The sequence below is a fragment of the Mesorhizobium sp. P3_A8 genome, from assembly GCF_056402995.1.
Genome location: NZ_JBFUGI010000004.1, coordinates 140,560 through 157,292, shown reverse-complemented (window position 1 = coordinate 157,292; position 16,733 = coordinate 140,560). Strand labels below are relative to the sequence as shown.

Sequence of the window (16,733 nt, the reverse complement as noted above, 5' to 3'; positions counted from 1 at the left end):
TCTATAGCGACCGTTATGGCACGCTCAAGGTCCGGCGCACAGCATCGCGCCAGCCTGCCAGCTTGGCGGATCGTGTGGAGATATCCATCTCCGGCTTGAACCGCCGCTCGAGCGCCCAGCTCTTGGCGAATTCCTTCGCCTTCGGCCACACGCCGGCTTTCGAGCCGGCGAGCCAGGCCGCACCCAGCGCCGTCGTCTCCAGAATGGTCGGGCGATCGACCGGCGCGTCGAGAATGTCGGCCAGACGCTGCATGGTCCAGTCCGACGCCACCATGCCGCCATCGACACGGAGAACCGTTTTGGCCGAAGTGCCTTTCCAGTCCTTGCGCATGGCGTCGAGCAGGTCGCGGGTCTGGTAAGCGACGGATTCGAGCGCGGCGCGCGCGAACTCCGCCGGGCCGGAATTGCGGGTCAGCCCGAAGATGGCGCCTCGCGCTTCGGCGTCCCAATGCGGCGCGCCCAATCCGACAAAGGCCGGCACCAGATAGACGTTTTGCGAGGGATCAGCCTCAGCAGCCAGTTTGCCGCTCTGCTCGGCCTTGCCGATCACCTTGATGCCATCGCGCAGCCATTGCACGGCCGCCCCTGCGATGAAGATCGAACCTTCCAGCGCATAGGTGGTCTTGCCGTTCAGCCGATAGGCGATGGTGGTCAAAAGCCGGTTCTTCGAACGCACCAGATCGCTGCCGGTGTTGAGCAGCGCGAAGCAGCCGGTGCCATAGGTGGATTTCATCATGCCGGGCTCAAAGCAGGCCTGGCCGATGGTCGCGGCGTGCTGGTCGCCGGCGACACCGAGGATCTTTATCTCGGCGCCAAACAGATTTTTCTCGGTCACTCCATAATCATCGGCGCAATCTTTGACCTCCGGCAGCATTTTTGCCGGGATGTTGAGAATGGCCAAAAGCTCGTCATCCCAGACGTTTTTCTCGATGTTGTAGACCAGCGTGCGCGACGCATTGGTGGCATCGGTGGCGTGGACCTTGCCGCCGGTCAGCCGCCAGATCAAAAAGCTGTCGATGGTGCCGGCCAGCAATTCGCCTTTCTCGGCGCGCCTCCTCGCGCCCTTCACCTTGTCGAGCATCCAGGCGATCTTGGTGCCCGAGAAATAAGGATCGAGCAGCAAGCCGGTCTTGCGCGTGAACTTCTTCTCCAGCCCCAGCTTCTTCAGCTTCTGGCACAGCGGTGCGGTGCGCCGGTCCTGCCAGACGATGGCGTTGTGGATCGGCTTGCCCGTCTCCCTGTCCCAGATGACGACGGTTTCGCGCTGGTTGGTGATGCCGATCGCCGCCACTTCGGATGCTTCACAGCCTGCCTTTTTCAGCGCAGCCTTCACGGTCGTCACGACGCTTGCCCAGATCTCTTCCGGATCGTGCTCGACCCAGCCGGAGGCCGGATAGTGCTGGGTGAATTCCTTCTGCCCGCTGCCGGCGACTTTCATCTGGCCGTCGAACAGGATCGCCCGGGTTGATGTCGTTCCCTGGTCGATCGCCAGCACAAAACCGTTCATTCCCGCGTCCTCCACCTGGATACAAAGAAGGGAGACGGCAACGCGCCGCCTCCCCCAATTTCACACGGGCGCGAACGCCCGCATAGGCAGTCCTACTTCTGCCAGCTCTTCACCAGTTCATCGTAGTTGATGGTGATTGGCTTTTCCTTCTCGTTCTCGATCTTGAGCTGAGGCGCGAGATTGCCCTTCTTGACCGCGTCGGCGTTCCAGTAGGCAAGGTCATGCTCTTCGGCCATCTTCGGGCCGATATCGCCCTGGACGCCCGACTTCTCGATGCGGCTCATGACCTTTTCCTGCTCGCCGCAGAGCGAGTCCATCGCTTCCTGCGCCGTCTTGGCGCCCGACGACGCGTCGCCGATCGCCTGCCACCAGAGCTGTGCCAGCTTCGGATAATCAGGCACGTTGGTGCCTGTCGGCGACCACTGCACGCGGGCCGGCGAACGGTAGAACTCGATCAGACCGCCGAGCTTGGGCGCGCGTTCGGTGAAGCTCTTGTCGTGGATCGTGCTCTCGCGGATGAAGGTCAGGCCGACATGGCTCTTCTTCACGTCCACGGTCTTCGAGGTGACGAACTGCGCGTACAGCCAGGCGGCCTTGGCGCGATCGGTCGGCGTCGACTTCATCAGCGTCCAGGAACCGACGTCCTGATAGCCGAGCTTCATGCCGTCCTTCCAGTAGACACCATGCGGCGACGGCGCCATGCGCCACTTCGGCGTGCCGTCGTCGTTCAGCACCGCCTTGGCGCCGGCATCGACCATCGAGGCGGTGAAGGCGGTGTACCAGAAGATCTGCTGGGCAACCGCGCCCTGTGCCGGGACTGGTCCCGATTCGGAGAAGGTCATGCCCTGGGCTTCTGCCGGAGCGTAGGCCTTCAGCCAGTCGAGGTACTTCTGGATCGAGTAGACGGCAGCCGGACCATTTGTGTCGCCGCCGCGCGCGGTGCAGGAGCCGACGGGCCGTGAATTCTCGTCGACCTTGATGCCCCATTCGTCGACAGGCAGGCCGTTCGGCAGGCCCTTGTCGCCATTGCCGGCCATGGACAGCCAGGCATCGGTGAACCGCCAGCCGAGCGAGGGATCCTTTTTGCCGTAGTCCATGTGGCCATAGACTTTTTTGCCGTCGATCTCGCGGCCGGTGAAGAACTCGGCGATATCCTCATAGGCAGACCAGTTGACCGGCACGCCGAGGTCGTAGCCGTACTTGGCCTTGAAATCCGCCTTGTTCTTCTCGTCATTGAACCAGTCGTAGCGGAACCAGTAGAGGTTCGCGAACTGCTGGTCGGGAAGCTGGTAGAGCTTCTTGTCCGGAGCCGTCGTGAACGAGGTGCCGATAAAATCCTTCAGGTCGAGGTTCGGGTTGGTGACATCCTTGCCGTCGCCCGCCATCCAGTCGGTCAGGTTGCGCACCTGCTGGTAGCGCCAGTGCGTGCCGATCAGATCGGAATCGTTGACCCAGCCGTCATAGAGGTTCTGGCCGGTCTGCATCTGGGTCTGGATCTTCTCGACGACGTCGCCCTCCTGGATGACGTCATGCGTGATCTTGATGCCGGTGATGGCGGTAAAGGCCGGCGCCAGCACCTGCGATTCATACTGGTGCGTTGCGATGGTTTCGGAGACGACTTTGATGTCCATGCCGGCGAACGGCTTGGCTGCGTCGATAAACCACTGCATTTCGGCTTCCTGATCGGCGCGCGAAAGCGTCGAAAGCGGGCCTATCTCCTTGTCCAGAAAGGCTTTTGCTTCGTCCATCCCGGCGTAGGCATTGCCCGCGCCGAGCAATAGCACAAGGGCAGTTGTTGATGTTAAAAATTGCCGTCGCATTAGTTTCCTCCACTGTTTCAGGTTTCAAGTGCGATCTGGAGCGGTGGCCGGCACGCTGCCGCTCCAACAGTTTCCCCCTCTATACGTAGCGGAACACGCCAATGGCGTAGACCACGGAGAGAGCGAGAGCCCACCACAGGTTGGATCCGACAAGACCCAGCCAAGCGAGATGGATAAAGGCGCTGCCAAGCAGCGACAGGAAAAGACGGTCGCCGCGCGTCGTCTCGAAGCGCAGGATGCCGACGCGCGGATTGCCGCCCGGCGAGGCGTATTCCCAAACCGCCATACCGCACAGCAGCAGTAGAATAGTTGCGAAGAAGGCAGCCGTCGGCCACGTCCACGCCATCCAGGTGAGGTCGAAATTCATGATCACACCCTCCCCAGGGCAAAGCCCTTGGCGATATAATTTCGCACGAACCAGATGACGAGCGCGCCGGGGATCAGTGTCAGCACACCGGCGGCGGCGAGCAGACCCCAATCCATGCCGGCGGCCGAAACCGTGCGCGTCATGGTGGCGGCGATCGGCTTGGCATCGGTGGTCGTCAGCGTGCGCGCGATCAGCAGTTCGACCCACGAGAACATGAAGCAGAAGAAGCAGGCGACACCGATGCCGCTCGCAATCAGCGGCATGAAGATTTTGACGAAGAAGCGCGGGAACGAATAGCCATCGATATATGCCGTCTCGTCGATTTCCTTCGGCACGCCCGACATGAAGCCCTCGAGGATCCACACCGCCAGCGGCACGTTGAACAGGCAGTGCGCCAGCGCCACGGCGATATGCGTGTCGATCAGCCCGAAGGCCGAGTAAAGCTGGAAGAACGGCAGCGCGAACACCGCCGGCGGCGCCATGCGGTTGGTCAGCAGCCAGAAGAACAGATGCTTGTCGCCAAGGAAGCGATAGCGTGAGAAGGCGTAAGCCGCCGGCAGCGCCGCCGCCACCGAAATCACCATGTTCATCACCACATAGGTGATCGAGTTGATGTAGCCGGAATACCAGGACGCATCGGTGAAGATGGTGACGTAATTGGCGAGTGTCGGCGCGTGCGGGTAGAGCGTCAGCGACGAGACGATCTCGGCATTGGTCTTGAAGCTCATGTTGATGAGCCAGTAGATCGGCAGCAACAGCACGATGATGTAGAGCGTCGGCACGATCCACCACCAGCGCGATTCCTCGCCGCGCCGCCGCATGCGCCTGTCGAGATCGCTATGCGACAGCGTACTGGCGAGACCTTCCGCGGCAGAGGTCCCGTTCATCGCATTGCGCTCGGTTCGTTCATTGGCGCCGGCCATCTCAGCGCTCCGCGTCGTAATTGGTCATCACGGTGTAGAACACCCATGACAACAACAGGATGATGAGGAAGTAGACCAGCGACATCGCGGCCGCCGGACCGAGGTCGAATTGGCCGAGCGCCGTCTTGACCAGATCGATCGACAGGAACGTCGTCGAATTGCCCGGCCCGCCGCCGGTGACGACGAAGGGTTCGGTGTAGATCATGAAGGAGTCCATGAAGCGCAGCAGCACTGCGATCAAAAGCACCCGCTGCATCTTCGGCAGCTGGATGTAGCGGAACACCGCCCAGCGCGAGGCGCCGTCGATCTTGGCCGCCTGGTAGAAGGCATCGGGGATCGAGACCAGGCCGGCATAGCAGAGCAGCACGACGAGGCTGGTCCAGTGCCATACATCCATGACGATGATGGTCACCCAGGCATCGAGCGGATCCTGCACATAGTTGTAGTCGATGCCGATTGCGTTGACGTAGTAGCCGAGCAGGCCGATGTCGTTGCGGCCAAACACCTGCCAGATGGTGCCGACGACGTTCCACGGAATCAACAGCGGCAACGACATCAGCACGAGGCAGACCGGCACCCCCCAGCCCTTTTTCGGCATGTTGAGAGCGATGAAGATGCCGAGCGGCACTTCGATCGCCAGGATGATGAAGGAGAAGATCAGGTTGCGGCTCATCGCTTCCCAGAAGCGGCTCGACGACAGCAGTTCCTCGAACCACTCCGTGCCGGCCCAGAAGAAGACGTTGTTGCCGAATGTGTCCTGCACCGAATAGTTGACGACCGTCATCAGCGGGATGACGGCGGTGAAAGCCACCAGCACCAGCACCGGCAGCACCAGGAACCAGGCCTTGTTGTTCCAGGTCTTGTCCATCTATGCCCCCATCTCGACGCGCCAGGAATCGGCATAGATGTTGATGCCAGCCGGATCGAACCGCACCTTCGGTTCGGCGGGAACGGTCTCGTCCTCGCCGATGACGGCGGCGATATCGCGGCCTTCCAGCTTGGCGCGCACCACCTTGTGGCGGCCCAGATCCTCGACCTTGCTGATCGAAACGGCCATGCCGTCGCGGCCGAGCCTGATATATTCGGGCCGAATGCCGAGTTCGACGGCGCCGGCGGCTTTGGGTGCGCCCGGCAATTCGATCCGCTGCGAGCCGAGCGTCGCCGTCTTGCCTTCGATCACCACAGGCATGACGTTCATGCCCGGCGAGCCGATGAAGTAGCCGACGAAGGTATGGCGCGGCCGTTCGAACAGTTCCGCCGGCGTGCCGATCTGGACGATGCCGCCATCATACATGACCACGACCTGGTCGGCGAAGGTCAGCGCCTCGGTCTGGTCGTGCGTGACATAGACCATGGTGTAGCCGAAGCGGCGGTGCAGCTGCTTGAGCTGCGAACGCAGCACCCATTTCATGTGCGGGTCGATGACGGTCAGCGGCTCGTCGAAAAGGATGGCGTTGACGTCGGAGCGCACCAGCCCGCGGCCGAGCGAGATCTTCTGCTTCTGGTCGGCGGTCAGGCCCCTCGCCTTCTTCTTCGCCCAGGACGCCAGATCGATCATCTCCAGCGTCTCGCGCACCTTGCGGTCGACATCGGCCTCCGGCACGCCGCGATTGCGCAGCGGGAAGGCCAGATTGTCGTAGACGGTCATGGTGTCGTAGATGACCGGGAACTGGAACACCTGCGCGATGTTGCGCTCCTGCGTCGACAGATTGGTGATGTCCCTGCCGTTGAACAGCAACTGGCCGTGCGAGGGATGCAGCAGCCCCGAAATGATGTTGAGCAGCGTGGTCTTGCCGCAGCCGGACGGTCCGAGCAGCGCATAGGCGCCGCCATCCTCGAAGGTGTGATGCACTTCCCTGAGCGCGAAATCGGCATCCTTCTGCGGGTTCGGCAGGTAGGAATGCCTGACATGGTTGACGTCGATGCGCGCCATATCGCCCTCCTATGCCGCCAGCTTCGGTGCGGTCACGGCGCGGCCGTGCTCGTCGAAGACCATGATGTGACGCGGATCGATGAACACCTCGACCACTTCGTCGGTCTCGAAATCGCGGATGCCATGGGTCAGCATCACCCAGCGCACATCGGCGAAGTCGAGATGGATGAAGCTCTCGGACCCGGTGATCTCGGTGATGGTGACCTTGGCCCGCACCGGCACAGCCAAGGCGTTGGGCCGTTCGAGCGACAGATGATGCGGCTGAAAACCGATCGTGTAATTACCGTCGGCAATGCCGACGAGTTCGGACGGCACCGGCAGCTTCACCCCGCCTTCGAGCAGGAAGTCGCTGCCCTTCTTGGCCAAAACGATGGTGTTGAGCGGCGGATCGGCGAAGGTCCTCGCCGTCACCAGGTCGACCGGCTTGCGGAAGACGTCGATGGTCGGCCCGAACTGTGTGATGCGGCCTTCCGACAGCGTCGCGGTGTTGCCGCCGAGCAGCAGCGCCTCGTGCGGTTCTGTCGTGGCGTAGACGAAGATGGTGCCGGCGGCAGCAAAGATCCTCGGCAATTCGGCGCGCAATTCCTCACGCAGCTTGTAGTCGAGATTGGCCAATGGCTCGTCGAGCAGGACCAGGCTGGCATTCTTGACGATCGCACGCGCCAGCGCGGTGCGTTGCTGCTGGCCGCCCGACAGGCTGAGCGGCGTGCGGTCGAGATACGGCGTCAGCTTGAGCAACCCTGCGGCCTCGCGAACCTGGCTGTCGATCTTGGCTTGCTCGACACCCGCCACCCTGAGCGGCGAAGCGATGTTCTCATAGACGGTCATCGCCGGATAGTTGATGAACTGCTGGTAGACCATGGCGATCTTGCGCTTCTGCACCGGCGTGCCGGTAACGTTCTGGCCATCGAACCAGACCGAGCCGGAGGTCGGCACATCGAGGCCGGCCATCAGCCGCATCAGGCTGGTCTTGCCGGAAAGCGTCGGCCCGAGCAGAACGTTGAGCGAGCCATGCTGAAGCGTCAGCGACACGTCGCGTATGTGCTCGACCGCACCGACCGTCTTGGTGACGTTCCTCAATTCAAGCATGACGCCTCCTCCCAGGCTTTCTGCATCAGCTCAAAACCCTCTTCATTCGGCGGCCGCGACATGCCGCCGGCTTATGCCTTGCATGAATTCGTCGAGTGCCGCGACCTGCTCGCGGCTGAGATGCAGGCCGCGCTTGGTCCGGCGCCACAGCACATCTTCTGATGTGACGGCCCATTCATTTTCAACGAGATAGCGCACTTCCGCCTCGTAGAGATCGCCGCCGAAGTTGCGGCCGAGCTCGGCATTCGACTTGGCAAGGCCCAGCAGAGCCTGAGCGCGGGTCCCGTAAAGCCGCGTCAACCGGCGGGCGAGGCGCGCATCGAGGAACGGATAGGCCGTCTTCAGCTTCGCCACTTGCGCGTCGAAACCGGTGGCCGGGAAATCACCGCCGGGCAGCGGTGCGTCTGATGTCCACGGCTTGCCACGTTTGCCGAGAAAACCTTCGATCTTTTCCAGCATCGATTCYGACAGCCGGCGATAGGTGGTGATCTTGCCGCCGAAGGCGTTGACGATCGGGGCAGCGCCCTCGCCGCCATCGGCCTTGAGCACATAGTCGCGCGTCGCCTCCTGCGCCTTAGAGGCGCCGTCATCATAAAGCGGACGCACGGCCGAATAGGTCCAGACGATGTCGGAACGCTTGACGGGTTGCGCGAAATATTCGCTCGCCGCAGCACAGAGATAGTCGATCTCGGTGTCACTGATCTTCACATCGTGCGGATCGCCGGGATAATCTTGGTCGGTGGTGCCGATCAGCGTGAACTCTTCCTCGTAGGGAATGGCGAAGATGATGCGGCCGTCCCTGTTCTGGAAGAAATAGGCGCGCGGATCGTCGAACTTCTTGGCGATGACGATGTGGCTGCCCTGCACCAGGCGGACATTGTGCACATCGTTCAGGCCGACGACGCCGGACAGCACGTGATCGACCCACGGTCCGGCGGCGTTGACCAGGAGCCGGGCCTTGACCTCTTCGGTCTCGCCGCTCTGCAGGTTCTCGATCTTGATTGTCCAAAGGCCGTTTTCGCGACGCGCGCCGACCACCTTGGTGCGGGTCCGGATCGTTGCACCGCGGTCAGCGGCATCGCGAGCATTGAGCGCCACCAGCCGCGCATCATTCACCCAGCCGTCGGAATATTCGAACGCCTTTTTGAACAAGGGTTTCAAAGGCTTGCCCGCCGGATCGCTTGCCATGTCGAGCGTCCTGGTCGCCGGCAGCAATTTGCGCCCGCCAATATGGTCGTAGAGGAACAGGCCAAGCCTGATCAGCCAGGCCGGACGCAGGCCCTTGGCATAGGGCAGCACGAAACGCATCGGCCAGATGATGTGCGGCGCGTTCCTCCACAGAACCTCGCGCTCCATCAGCGCCTCGCGCACCAGGCGAAACTCGTAGAACTCAAGGTAGCGCAGGCCGCCATGGATCAGCTTGGTCGAACCGGAGGAGGTTCCGCTGGCGAGATCGTTCATCTCTGCTAGAAAAACCGAAAACCCGCGCCCAACGGCATCGCGGGCGATGCCGCAGCCATTGATACCGCCCCCTATGACGAAAATGTCCCGGACTGAAGACGTGTCCACTTAACTCCTCCACGATTTCGCATTGCACCATTTTTGTCTTTTGCGAAACCGTGGCGGAATTATTTCGAACTCATAACGAATGTCAAACGAAATATCACAAGGTTGTGAGATGATCGTGATGGGACCTCACCCAAGCGACGTCTCAATCAGTTGAACCTCGGCCTCCTGGCAGATCTTGCGCACCGACGGAATGTCGCAACGGTCGGTGATGAAGGTGTTGACCTGCGACAGATGGCCGATGCGCACCGGCGCCGTGCGCTCGAATTTGGTCTGGTCGGAAACCAGAATCACATGCCTGGCATTGGCGATGATCGCCTGCGCCACCTTCACCTCGCGAAAATCGAAGTCGAGCAAGGCGCCGTCATGATCGATGGCAGAGGCGCCGATGACGGCGTAGTCGACCTTGAATTGCCTGATGAAATCGACTGCCGCCTCGCCGACGACGCCGCCATCCGAACCGCGGACCACCCCGCCGGCGATCACCACCTCAATCGAAGGATAGACACGCATCCTATTGGCAACATTGATATTATTGGTAATGACCATGAGACCGTTATGGTCGAGCAACGCCTTGCTGACCGACTCCGTCGTGGTGCCGATGTTTATGAACAGCGAGGCGTTGTCGGGGATCAGCCTGGCCGCCGCACGGCCGATCGCTTCCTTCTCGTCCGCCGCGATCTTTCGCCTTGCCTCATACTCCATGTTCTCGATCCCGGACGGGAACAATGCGCCGCCATGGATGCGCGAAAGCAGCCGCTGATCGCAGAGATCGTTGAGATCCTTGCGGATGGTCTGCGGCGTCACGTTGAAATGCGTGGCCAGGTCATCGACCAGCACGCGGCCATGGTCCTTGGCCATCTGGATGATCTCGGCATGGCGCGGCGACAGATACATTGCAGGCTCCCGTTTTCGTTTTTCTTGTTTGTAGCCGAAAACGAAAGCAATGAAAAGGGAGACGCCGGCTAATGAAATGCCGATGATTGCAAAGGTGAAATCGGCGCAGCCAGGTTAAACCCGTTCCGCCACCTTGCGGTCGACGGCAGCGACTTTGCCCGGCGAGCGGATCATCAGGAATTTGCCGGACCAGCTTCCCCGGATTCGCCAGACGCCTTCGATCTCGGTGGCGTCGCCGTTGAGAATGCCGCTGTAATCGATCGGCTGCACGTTCAATCCTGCCTTGTCGTATGTCTTGATGAACGCGACCGAGTTGCCGTCGCGCTGCCCCAGTAAGGTTGCGTATATCACAGCGTCTGTCGCCGGACCGGCCGGTTCGTGGGTCGTCCCTGTCAACCTCTTTGCCGTCTCGATCAACGTCGCGACGAAGGAGATGGGCGCAAGCTCGCGCGGATAGAAATAGCGCCCATTCCAGACGCCCGTCAGGTTCTGGTTAGCCTCTTCGCCCTGCCCGGCCATATGCTTGCTCGCAAATCCCTGTCAGTCCCTTGGGGATCTTGCACAGTCGCAAATGACAGTGAAGGCTGTATCGACGTCACCTGCGGTCGCTTCGAATTGGCCGACCTGGAATCTTATTGCCACCTGCCCGTCGGCCCTCGTCTGCGTCAGGTAGATGCGGCCATCGTCGTTGATCGCGTTGACCAGCCGCAGATTGTGATCGTCGGCATCGGCGCTTGAGGCCGCTCTGTGCCGGAACGAAAACAGCGACAGCATCGGTTCGCTGACGATCTCGAAATCCGGCTCCTTCGCCAGCCGCGCGGCAAGGCCCTCGCTCCACGCGACATGGTTGCGGATCATCGCACGCAGGTTTTCCAGCCCGTGAGCGCGCAGCAGGAACCACAGTTTCAAGGCACGGAAACGCCGGCCGAGCGGCACCGACCATTCGGAATAGTTGATGATGCCGTCATGACCGTGCGTCCTCAGATAGTCCGGCTTGATCGCCAGCGTCCGGACATGGCTTTCGGGGTCGCGCAGGAACTGGATCGAGCAATCGAACTGCGCGCCCAGCCATTTGTGCGGATTGAAGACGATCGAATCGGCGCCGTCGACGCCGGTCCAGAAATGCCGGTACTCCGGACAGATCATCGCCGACCCGGCCCAGGCCGCATCGACATGGAGGTAGAGGCCGTGCCGCCTGGCGACCTCGGCGACCGCTGCAATGTCGTCCGTGCCGCCGGTGCTGGTGCCGCCAACGCAAGCGATGATGCCCGCCGGCAGCAAGCCGGCTTGCCGGTCGGCCACGATGGCTGCTTCCAGGGCGGCGGTGTCCATGGCGCGGAAGCGGCCGCTGACGGGAATGCGCACGAGATTGTCCTCACCGATGCCCGAAACCCAGATCGCCCGGTCGATCGACGTGTGCACCTGATCCGAGGAATAGATGCGCAACTGCCTCTGCCCGGCCAACCCCTTTTTGTTGCCTTGCCAGTCCAGCGCGCGCTCGCGCATGGTCAGCACGGCGTTCAGTGTCGCTGACGAGGCCGAATCCTGGATCGCCCCGGAAAACCCTTCGGGCAGGCCGAGCGCCTGCCGCATCCAGTCGACGGTGCGGGTCTCGAGTTCGGTCGCCGCCGGTGAGGTCTGCCAAAGCATGCATTGCGCGGCCATTGCGGAGACCAGGTACTCAGCCACCACCGAGACTGGCGCCGCGTTAGCCGGAAAATAGGCGAAGAAGCGCGGATGCTGCCAATGCGTCATGCCCGGCACGATCTTCTCCTCGAAGTCGGCGAAGATCCTGTCCATCGGTTCGGCGCCTTCGGGCGGCGACGCTTCTATGCTCCTGAAAATATCGCCGGGCTCGACCAGCGGCCGCACCGGCCGTTCGCGCAAAGTGTTGCGATAGTCGGCGCCCCAATCGGCGGCACGCTGCGACCACTGCCGGAACTCATCATTGTTCATCCTGTCCTCCCGACATGACCTTTCGCCGCCGGTCGTTGCCGCCGGCTCTTCAAGATCGAACATTAATTAACATGTGAAATATTTGCAACTACAAGCGGGCGGCGAGCCGCCGACTACCCCGGAAAATCCGGCAGGCTGGCAAAAGCCGTCTTAAGCGCATTCGACCAGCCATCGGAGATCGTGCGGTAATACTGGTCGTCCTGGCCAATGCGCTTCTTCAGGCCAACCTTGAAAGCATCCTTCTCCAGGAACAGCAGGTCGAGCGGCAGGCCGACCGACAGGTTCGACTTCAGCGTCGAATCAAACGACACCAGCAGCAGCTTCACCGTCTCGGCCAGGCTCATGGTCCGTTCATAGGCGCGGATGATGATCGGCTTGCCGTATTTGGTCTCGCCAATCTGGAAGAACGGCGTGTCGTCGGTCGATTCGATGAAATTGCCCTCGGGATAGATCATGAACAGCCGCGGCGGACTGCCTTTGATCTGCCCGCCCAGGATGAAGGAGGCGTTGAAATAGGAATCGGCCTTCTCACCGGCGGGTGAAGAGTGCGCGATCACTTCCTTGACCGTGTCGCCGACCAGCCGCACCGTCTGATACATGGATGGCGTTTCGAGCAATGTCGCGCGGCGGTCCGCCACCGCCTTGGTACGCTCTTCGAGCAGGCTGACCACGGCCTGCGTCGTCGCCAGATTGCCCGCCGACATCAAGACGATGACGCGCTCGCCGGGTTCCTCCCAGACATGCATCTTCTTGAAGGTCGAGATCGAATCCATGCCGGCATTGGTGCGCGTGTCCGACATGAACACGAGCCCCCGATCGATCTTGAGGCCGACGCAATAGGTCATGGAATCTCTTCTGGCGGCAATCCTTGCCGGATTACTGCTCTACCGTGACGGTGACCGCAAGCTGTTCTTCCGCCTGTCCCAGTCGAATTCCCGACACCGGCGTGGCATCGCGGTAGTCCCGGCCCGTCGCCACCTTCACATAGCGCTCGTCAGGCGAAATGCCGTTTGCCGCATCGAAGGCAACCCAGCCCAGCCCATAAACATGCGCTTCGGCCCAGGCATGGCTTGCCGCCTGCTCCACGGTCGCATCCAGCATCAGATAGCCGCTGACATAACGGGCTGGAAAGCCCATGCAGCGGGCGGCGGCGGCAAAGATGTGGGTGTGATCCTGGCAGACGCCGGTTTTCAGCGCCAAGGCCTCCTCGGCCGGCGTCGTCGCGTTGGTGGTGCCGGGCGTGTAGATGACGCGCTCGCCGATCATAGCCATCAGCCTGTGAAGCCGTTCGATATCGGTTCCGTTGCCGACTGAACCGGCGAGTTCGCGTATCCCGCCGCCAATCGTCGTCAGCGGCGTTTCATGGCTGTACAGCCAGAGCGGTGTAAAGCCCTGATGCGGTCCGGAGACGCCTGCGGTGTCGCGCGTCACCACCTCGCCGGCGGCCTCGACCGTGATGAAGTCGCGCTCGCCCTCGACGCTCAACAGCCGCGTATCGTTGCCGAAATGGTCGACAAAGCGAACCTCTTCGCGCGCACCCTCGATCGTCAGCGCCCAGGACAGCACGGTTTGCGTCGACCCGCTGACCGGGAGCAATCGCAGTCGCTGCAGCAGATATTGCACCGGCGCGTCGTAGCGATATTCGGTCCTATGGGTGATCTTCAGCCGCATATCAGTTGAACCGGTAATCTTGCGCGATCTCGTCGCCGAGCTTGGTGTTGTCGCGAATGAAGTTGGCCAGGAATTCGTGCAGCCCGGTGTCGAATATGTCCTTGATCGACCCTGCCCTCAGCATCGCCTGGGTTTTATCCGCCGTTGCGTGGCAGGCATGACGCTCACCGTAATCGTCGCTGAGGAATTTCAGGTGTTCTGACAGGAAGCGGTAGCAGAAGGTCAGCGAACGCGGCATGCGCACATTGAGGATCAGATAGTCGGCGATGTTGGTCGGCTTGTAGTCGGCATCGTAGACCCAGCGGTAGGAGCGATGCGCCGACACCGAGCGCAGGATCGATTCCCACTGATAGTTGTCGAGTGTCGAGCCGACCCACGAGATCGACGGCAACAGCACGTAATACTTCACGTCGAGGATGCGCGCCGTATTGTCGGCGCGCTCGACATAGGTGCCGAGCTGCGAGAAGTCGAAGATCTCGTTGCGCAGCATGGTGCCGTAGAACGAGCCGCGGATCAGCGCCGTTTCGCGCTTGATCGCATCTAGCACGCTTGGAAGGTCGCGCTCGTCGATCGGCCTCGCCAGCATCCGCTTCAGTGACATCCAGGCTTCGTTGATGCTTTCCCATGTCTCGCGCGTCAGCGCGGTGCGCACCATGCGGGCATTGTTGCGGGCCGTCTCGATCGACGACATCGTGCTCGACGGGTTAGACGTATCGCGCAACAGGAAATCGGAGACGCTGGCGGCCGTGTATTCCGAATATTTCTGCTTGAAGGTGATGTCGGAGCCGGCACTGAGCAGCACCGAATTCCACTCTTCCGAAGCACTCTGGGTCCGCGTCAGCGCCATGCGCAGTCCCGCATCAACCAGACGCGCCATGTTTTCAGCCCGCTCGATATAGCGGTTCATCCAGTACAGTCCGTTGGCGGTCCGGCCTAAAAGCATCCAAAACCCTTCACATGAAAATCAATCATCCAGCACCCAGGTATCCTTGGTGCCGCCGCCTTGTGAGGAATTCACCACCAGCGAGCCTTCCTTGAGCGCCACGCGCGTCAGTCCGCCAGGCACGATCTGGATACGATCAGACACCAGCACATAGGGTCGGAGGTCGACGTGGCGCGGCGCCAGTCCCTTTTCCGTCAAGATCGGACAGGTCGACAGCGCCAGCGTTGGTTGCGCGATATAATTCGACGGTTTCGCCGCGAGCTTCTTGGCGAAGGCCTCGCATTCCTTCTTGGTCGCTGCCGGCCCGACCAGCATGCCGTAGCCGCCCGAGCCATGCACTTCCTTGATCACCAGCTCGTGGATGTGCTCGAGCACATATTTCAAACTGTCCGGCTCCGAGCAGCGCCAGGTCGGGATATTGCCGAGGATCGCCTTGCGACCGGTGTAGAATTCGATGATCTCCGGCATATAGGAATAGATCGCCTTGTCGTCGGCGATGCCGGTGCCCGGCGCGTTGGCGATGGTGATGTTGCCAGCCCTGTAGACATCCATGATGCCGGGTATGCCAAGGGCTGAATCCGGCCGGAAGGTCAGCGGGTCGAGGAAAGAATCATCCACCCGGCGGTAAAGCACGTCGATCTGCTTGTAGCCTTCAGTCGTGCGCATCGCGACATGACCGTCGACGACGCGCAGATCCTGGCCCTCGACCAGTTGCACGCCCATCTGGTCGGCAAGGAAGGCGTGTTCGAAATAGGCGGAGTTGAAACTGCCGGGCGTCAGTACCGCGATGGTCGGCGCGCCCTTGGTGCTCTGCGGCCGCACCGCCGCCAGCGACTGGCGCAGCAGCTGCGGGTAGTTCTCGACCGGCCGCACCTTGATCTTCTGGAACAGCTCGGGGAACAGCTGCATCATCGTCTCGCGGTTCTCCAGCATGTAGGAGACACCGGACGGTGTGCGTGCATTGTCCTCCAGCACATAGAACTCGTCTTCACTGATGCGGACGATATCAACGCCGATAATGTGGGTATAGACTCCGGCCGGCGGGCGCACGCCGATCATTTCCGGCAGGAAGGCCTCGTTCTTGGCGATCAATTCCCTGGGGACGCGGCCGGCGCGCAGGATTTCCTGGCGATGGTAGATATCGTCGAGGAAGGCATTCAGCGCCTGCACGCGCTGCTCGATGCCTTGCGTCAGGCGCCGCCACTCATTGCCTGAAATGATGCGTGGAACGATGTCAAACGGGATCAGCCGTTCGGACGCCTCCTGCTCGCCATAGACGGCGAAGGTGATGCCGGTCTTGCGGAAGACGCGTTCGGCGTCCTGCATCTTCTCGGTAAGCCTGGCTGGATCCTGCTCCTTCAGCCAGCGATCATAAGCCGAATACGGTCTTCTCAATCCGGAGACTTCCGGAAGCATTTCATCGAACGCAGCCAATCGCATACTCCCCTGTGACGCCATTTCACTGGCGTCGCCGGAGAAAATCAAGCGCAATCGGTGATTTGGGAGGTCCGAGCGATCAGTATGTTACGACTGCCTAGAATTTAGGCAGCCGAAATATGACCTTGATCAGGCTTTGCCTCGTGCCCGGGCAGATGCCTTTCTGGCTAGAAGGCGCGGAAGGTGACGACCGTGAAAGTGTCCTTGATGCCGGGGAGAATCTGCACCTTCTCGTTGACGAAATGGCCGACATCTTCCTCGTCGTCGACATAGAATTTGGCGAGCAAATCGTAATTGCCGGCGGTGGAGTAGATTTCCGAGGCAATCTCGGCGTCGGCAAGCGCGCTGGCAACCTCATAGGATTTGCCGAGCTCGCATTTGATCTGCACGAAAAACGCCTTCATGGCTTCGTCCCGCTAAACGTCCAAGTCCAAGCGGCCCTTCTGGCAGACTGGAGGCGGCCTTTCAAGCACTGGAATCCGCACTTAGCCGGCGCGGACCCTGGCCATGGCCTCACACAGCTCCGCAATCGGCATGACATTCCCGTGGCGAATATTCGCAATCGGTGAAACCGGGATGCACCGCCAAGCGTATGTTAGAATGTGTCCTGGAACAGCTTTTTCC

16 protein-coding genes are annotated in these 16,733 nt (G+C 61.2%); all 16 read right to left on the bottom strand.

Going from position 1 to position 16,733, the window contains the following annotated elements; translation table 11 throughout:
- Positions 1-13 precede the first annotated feature (13 nt).
- Complete coding sequence (gene glpK / locus AC1DX4_RS11425) at positions 14-1,507, bottom strand: glycerol kinase GlpK (protein ID WP_477220414.1); 1,494 nt, start codon at positions 1,505-1,507, stop codon at positions 14-16.
- 92 nt (positions 1,508-1,599) lie between these two features.
- Positions 1,600-3,327 carry an ABC transporter substrate-binding protein gene (locus tag AC1DX4_RS11420; protein WP_477220413.1) on the bottom strand — a complete coding sequence of 576 codons (1,728 nt, stop codon included), beginning with the start codon at positions 3,325-3,327 and terminating at the stop codon, positions 1,600-1,602.
- Between the two features lie 79 nt (positions 3,328-3,406).
- The gene (locus AC1DX4_RS11415) at positions 3,407-3,694 is read right to left on the bottom strand and encodes a DUF2160 domain-containing protein (protein ID WP_256750320.1); all 288 of its coding nucleotides are present in this window, start codon (positions 3,692-3,694) and stop codon (positions 3,407-3,409) included.
- A 2-nt stretch (positions 3,695-3,696) separates the two neighbouring features.
- Positions 3,697-4,581: a carbohydrate ABC transporter permease gene (locus tag AC1DX4_RS11410; RefSeq protein WP_477220695.1), complete on the bottom strand. Its 885-nt coding sequence runs from the start codon at positions 4,579-4,581 to the stop codon at positions 3,697-3,699.
- A gap of 37 nt (positions 4,582-4,618) precedes the next feature.
- Positions 4,619-5,485, bottom strand: a complete 867-nt coding sequence (locus AC1DX4_RS11405) for a carbohydrate ABC transporter permease (RefSeq protein WP_477220412.1) — start codon at positions 5,483-5,485, stop codon at positions 4,619-4,621.
- Complete coding sequence (locus AC1DX4_RS11400) at positions 5,486-6,550, bottom strand: ABC transporter ATP-binding protein (protein ID WP_477220411.1); 1,065 nt, start codon at positions 6,548-6,550, stop codon at positions 5,486-5,488.
- 9 nt (positions 6,551-6,559) lie between these two features.
- Positions 6,560-7,639 carry an ABC transporter ATP-binding protein gene (locus AC1DX4_RS11395; protein ID WP_477220410.1) on the bottom strand — a complete coding sequence of 360 codons (1,080 nt, stop codon included), beginning with the start codon at positions 7,637-7,639 and terminating at the stop codon, positions 6,560-6,562.
- A gap of 42 nt (positions 7,640-7,681) precedes the next feature.
- The gene (glpD, locus tag AC1DX4_RS11390; RefSeq protein ID WP_477220409.1) at positions 7,682-9,208 is read right to left on the bottom strand and encodes a glycerol-3-phosphate dehydrogenase; all 1,527 of its coding nucleotides are present in this window, start codon (positions 9,206-9,208) and stop codon (positions 7,682-7,684) included.
- A gap of 126 nt (positions 9,209-9,334) precedes the next feature.
- The gene (locus AC1DX4_RS11385) at positions 9,335-10,102 is read right to left on the bottom strand and encodes a DeoR/GlpR family DNA-binding transcription regulator (protein ID WP_477220408.1); all 768 of its coding nucleotides are present in this window, start codon (positions 10,100-10,102) and stop codon (positions 9,335-9,337) included.
- Positions 10,103-10,216: 114 nt separating this feature from the next.
- Positions 10,217-10,621 (bottom strand): hypothetical protein, encoded by a 405-nt coding sequence (locus AC1DX4_RS11380; RefSeq protein ID WP_477220407.1) that lies wholly within the window; start codon positions 10,619-10,621, stop codon positions 10,217-10,219.
- 21 nt (positions 10,622-10,642) lie between these two features.
- Complete coding sequence (locus AC1DX4_RS11375; RefSeq protein WP_477220406.1) at positions 10,643-12,058, bottom strand: pyridoxal phosphate-dependent decarboxylase family protein; 1,416 nt, start codon at positions 12,056-12,058, stop codon at positions 10,643-10,645.
- Positions 12,059-12,171: 113 nt separating this feature from the next.
- Positions 12,172-12,903, bottom strand: a complete 732-nt coding sequence (locus AC1DX4_RS11370; RefSeq protein WP_172228726.1) for a proteasome-type protease — start codon at positions 12,901-12,903, stop codon at positions 12,172-12,174.
- A 31-nt stretch (positions 12,904-12,934) separates the two neighbouring features.
- Positions 12,935-13,729 carry a transglutaminase family protein gene (locus AC1DX4_RS11365; RefSeq protein WP_475450676.1) on the bottom strand — a complete coding sequence of 265 codons (795 nt, stop codon included), beginning with the start codon at positions 13,727-13,729 and terminating at the stop codon, positions 12,935-12,937.
- A gap of 1 nt (position 13,730) precedes the next feature.
- Complete coding sequence (locus AC1DX4_RS11360; RefSeq protein ID WP_477220405.1) at positions 13,731-14,672, bottom strand: alpha-E domain-containing protein; 942 nt, start codon at positions 14,670-14,672, stop codon at positions 13,731-13,733.
- A gap of 21 nt (positions 14,673-14,693) precedes the next feature.
- Positions 14,694-16,106 carry a circularly permuted type 2 ATP-grasp protein gene (locus tag AC1DX4_RS11355; protein ID WP_172228720.1) on the bottom strand — a complete coding sequence of 471 codons (1,413 nt, stop codon included), beginning with the start codon at positions 16,104-16,106 and terminating at the stop codon, positions 14,694-14,696.
- A gap of 170 nt (positions 16,107-16,276) precedes the next feature.
- Positions 16,277-16,513 carry an Lrp/AsnC family transcriptional regulator gene (locus AC1DX4_RS11350; RefSeq protein WP_010909609.1) on the bottom strand — a complete coding sequence of 79 codons (237 nt, stop codon included), beginning with the start codon at positions 16,511-16,513 and terminating at the stop codon, positions 16,277-16,279.
- Positions 16,514-16,733 lie beyond the last annotated feature (220 nt).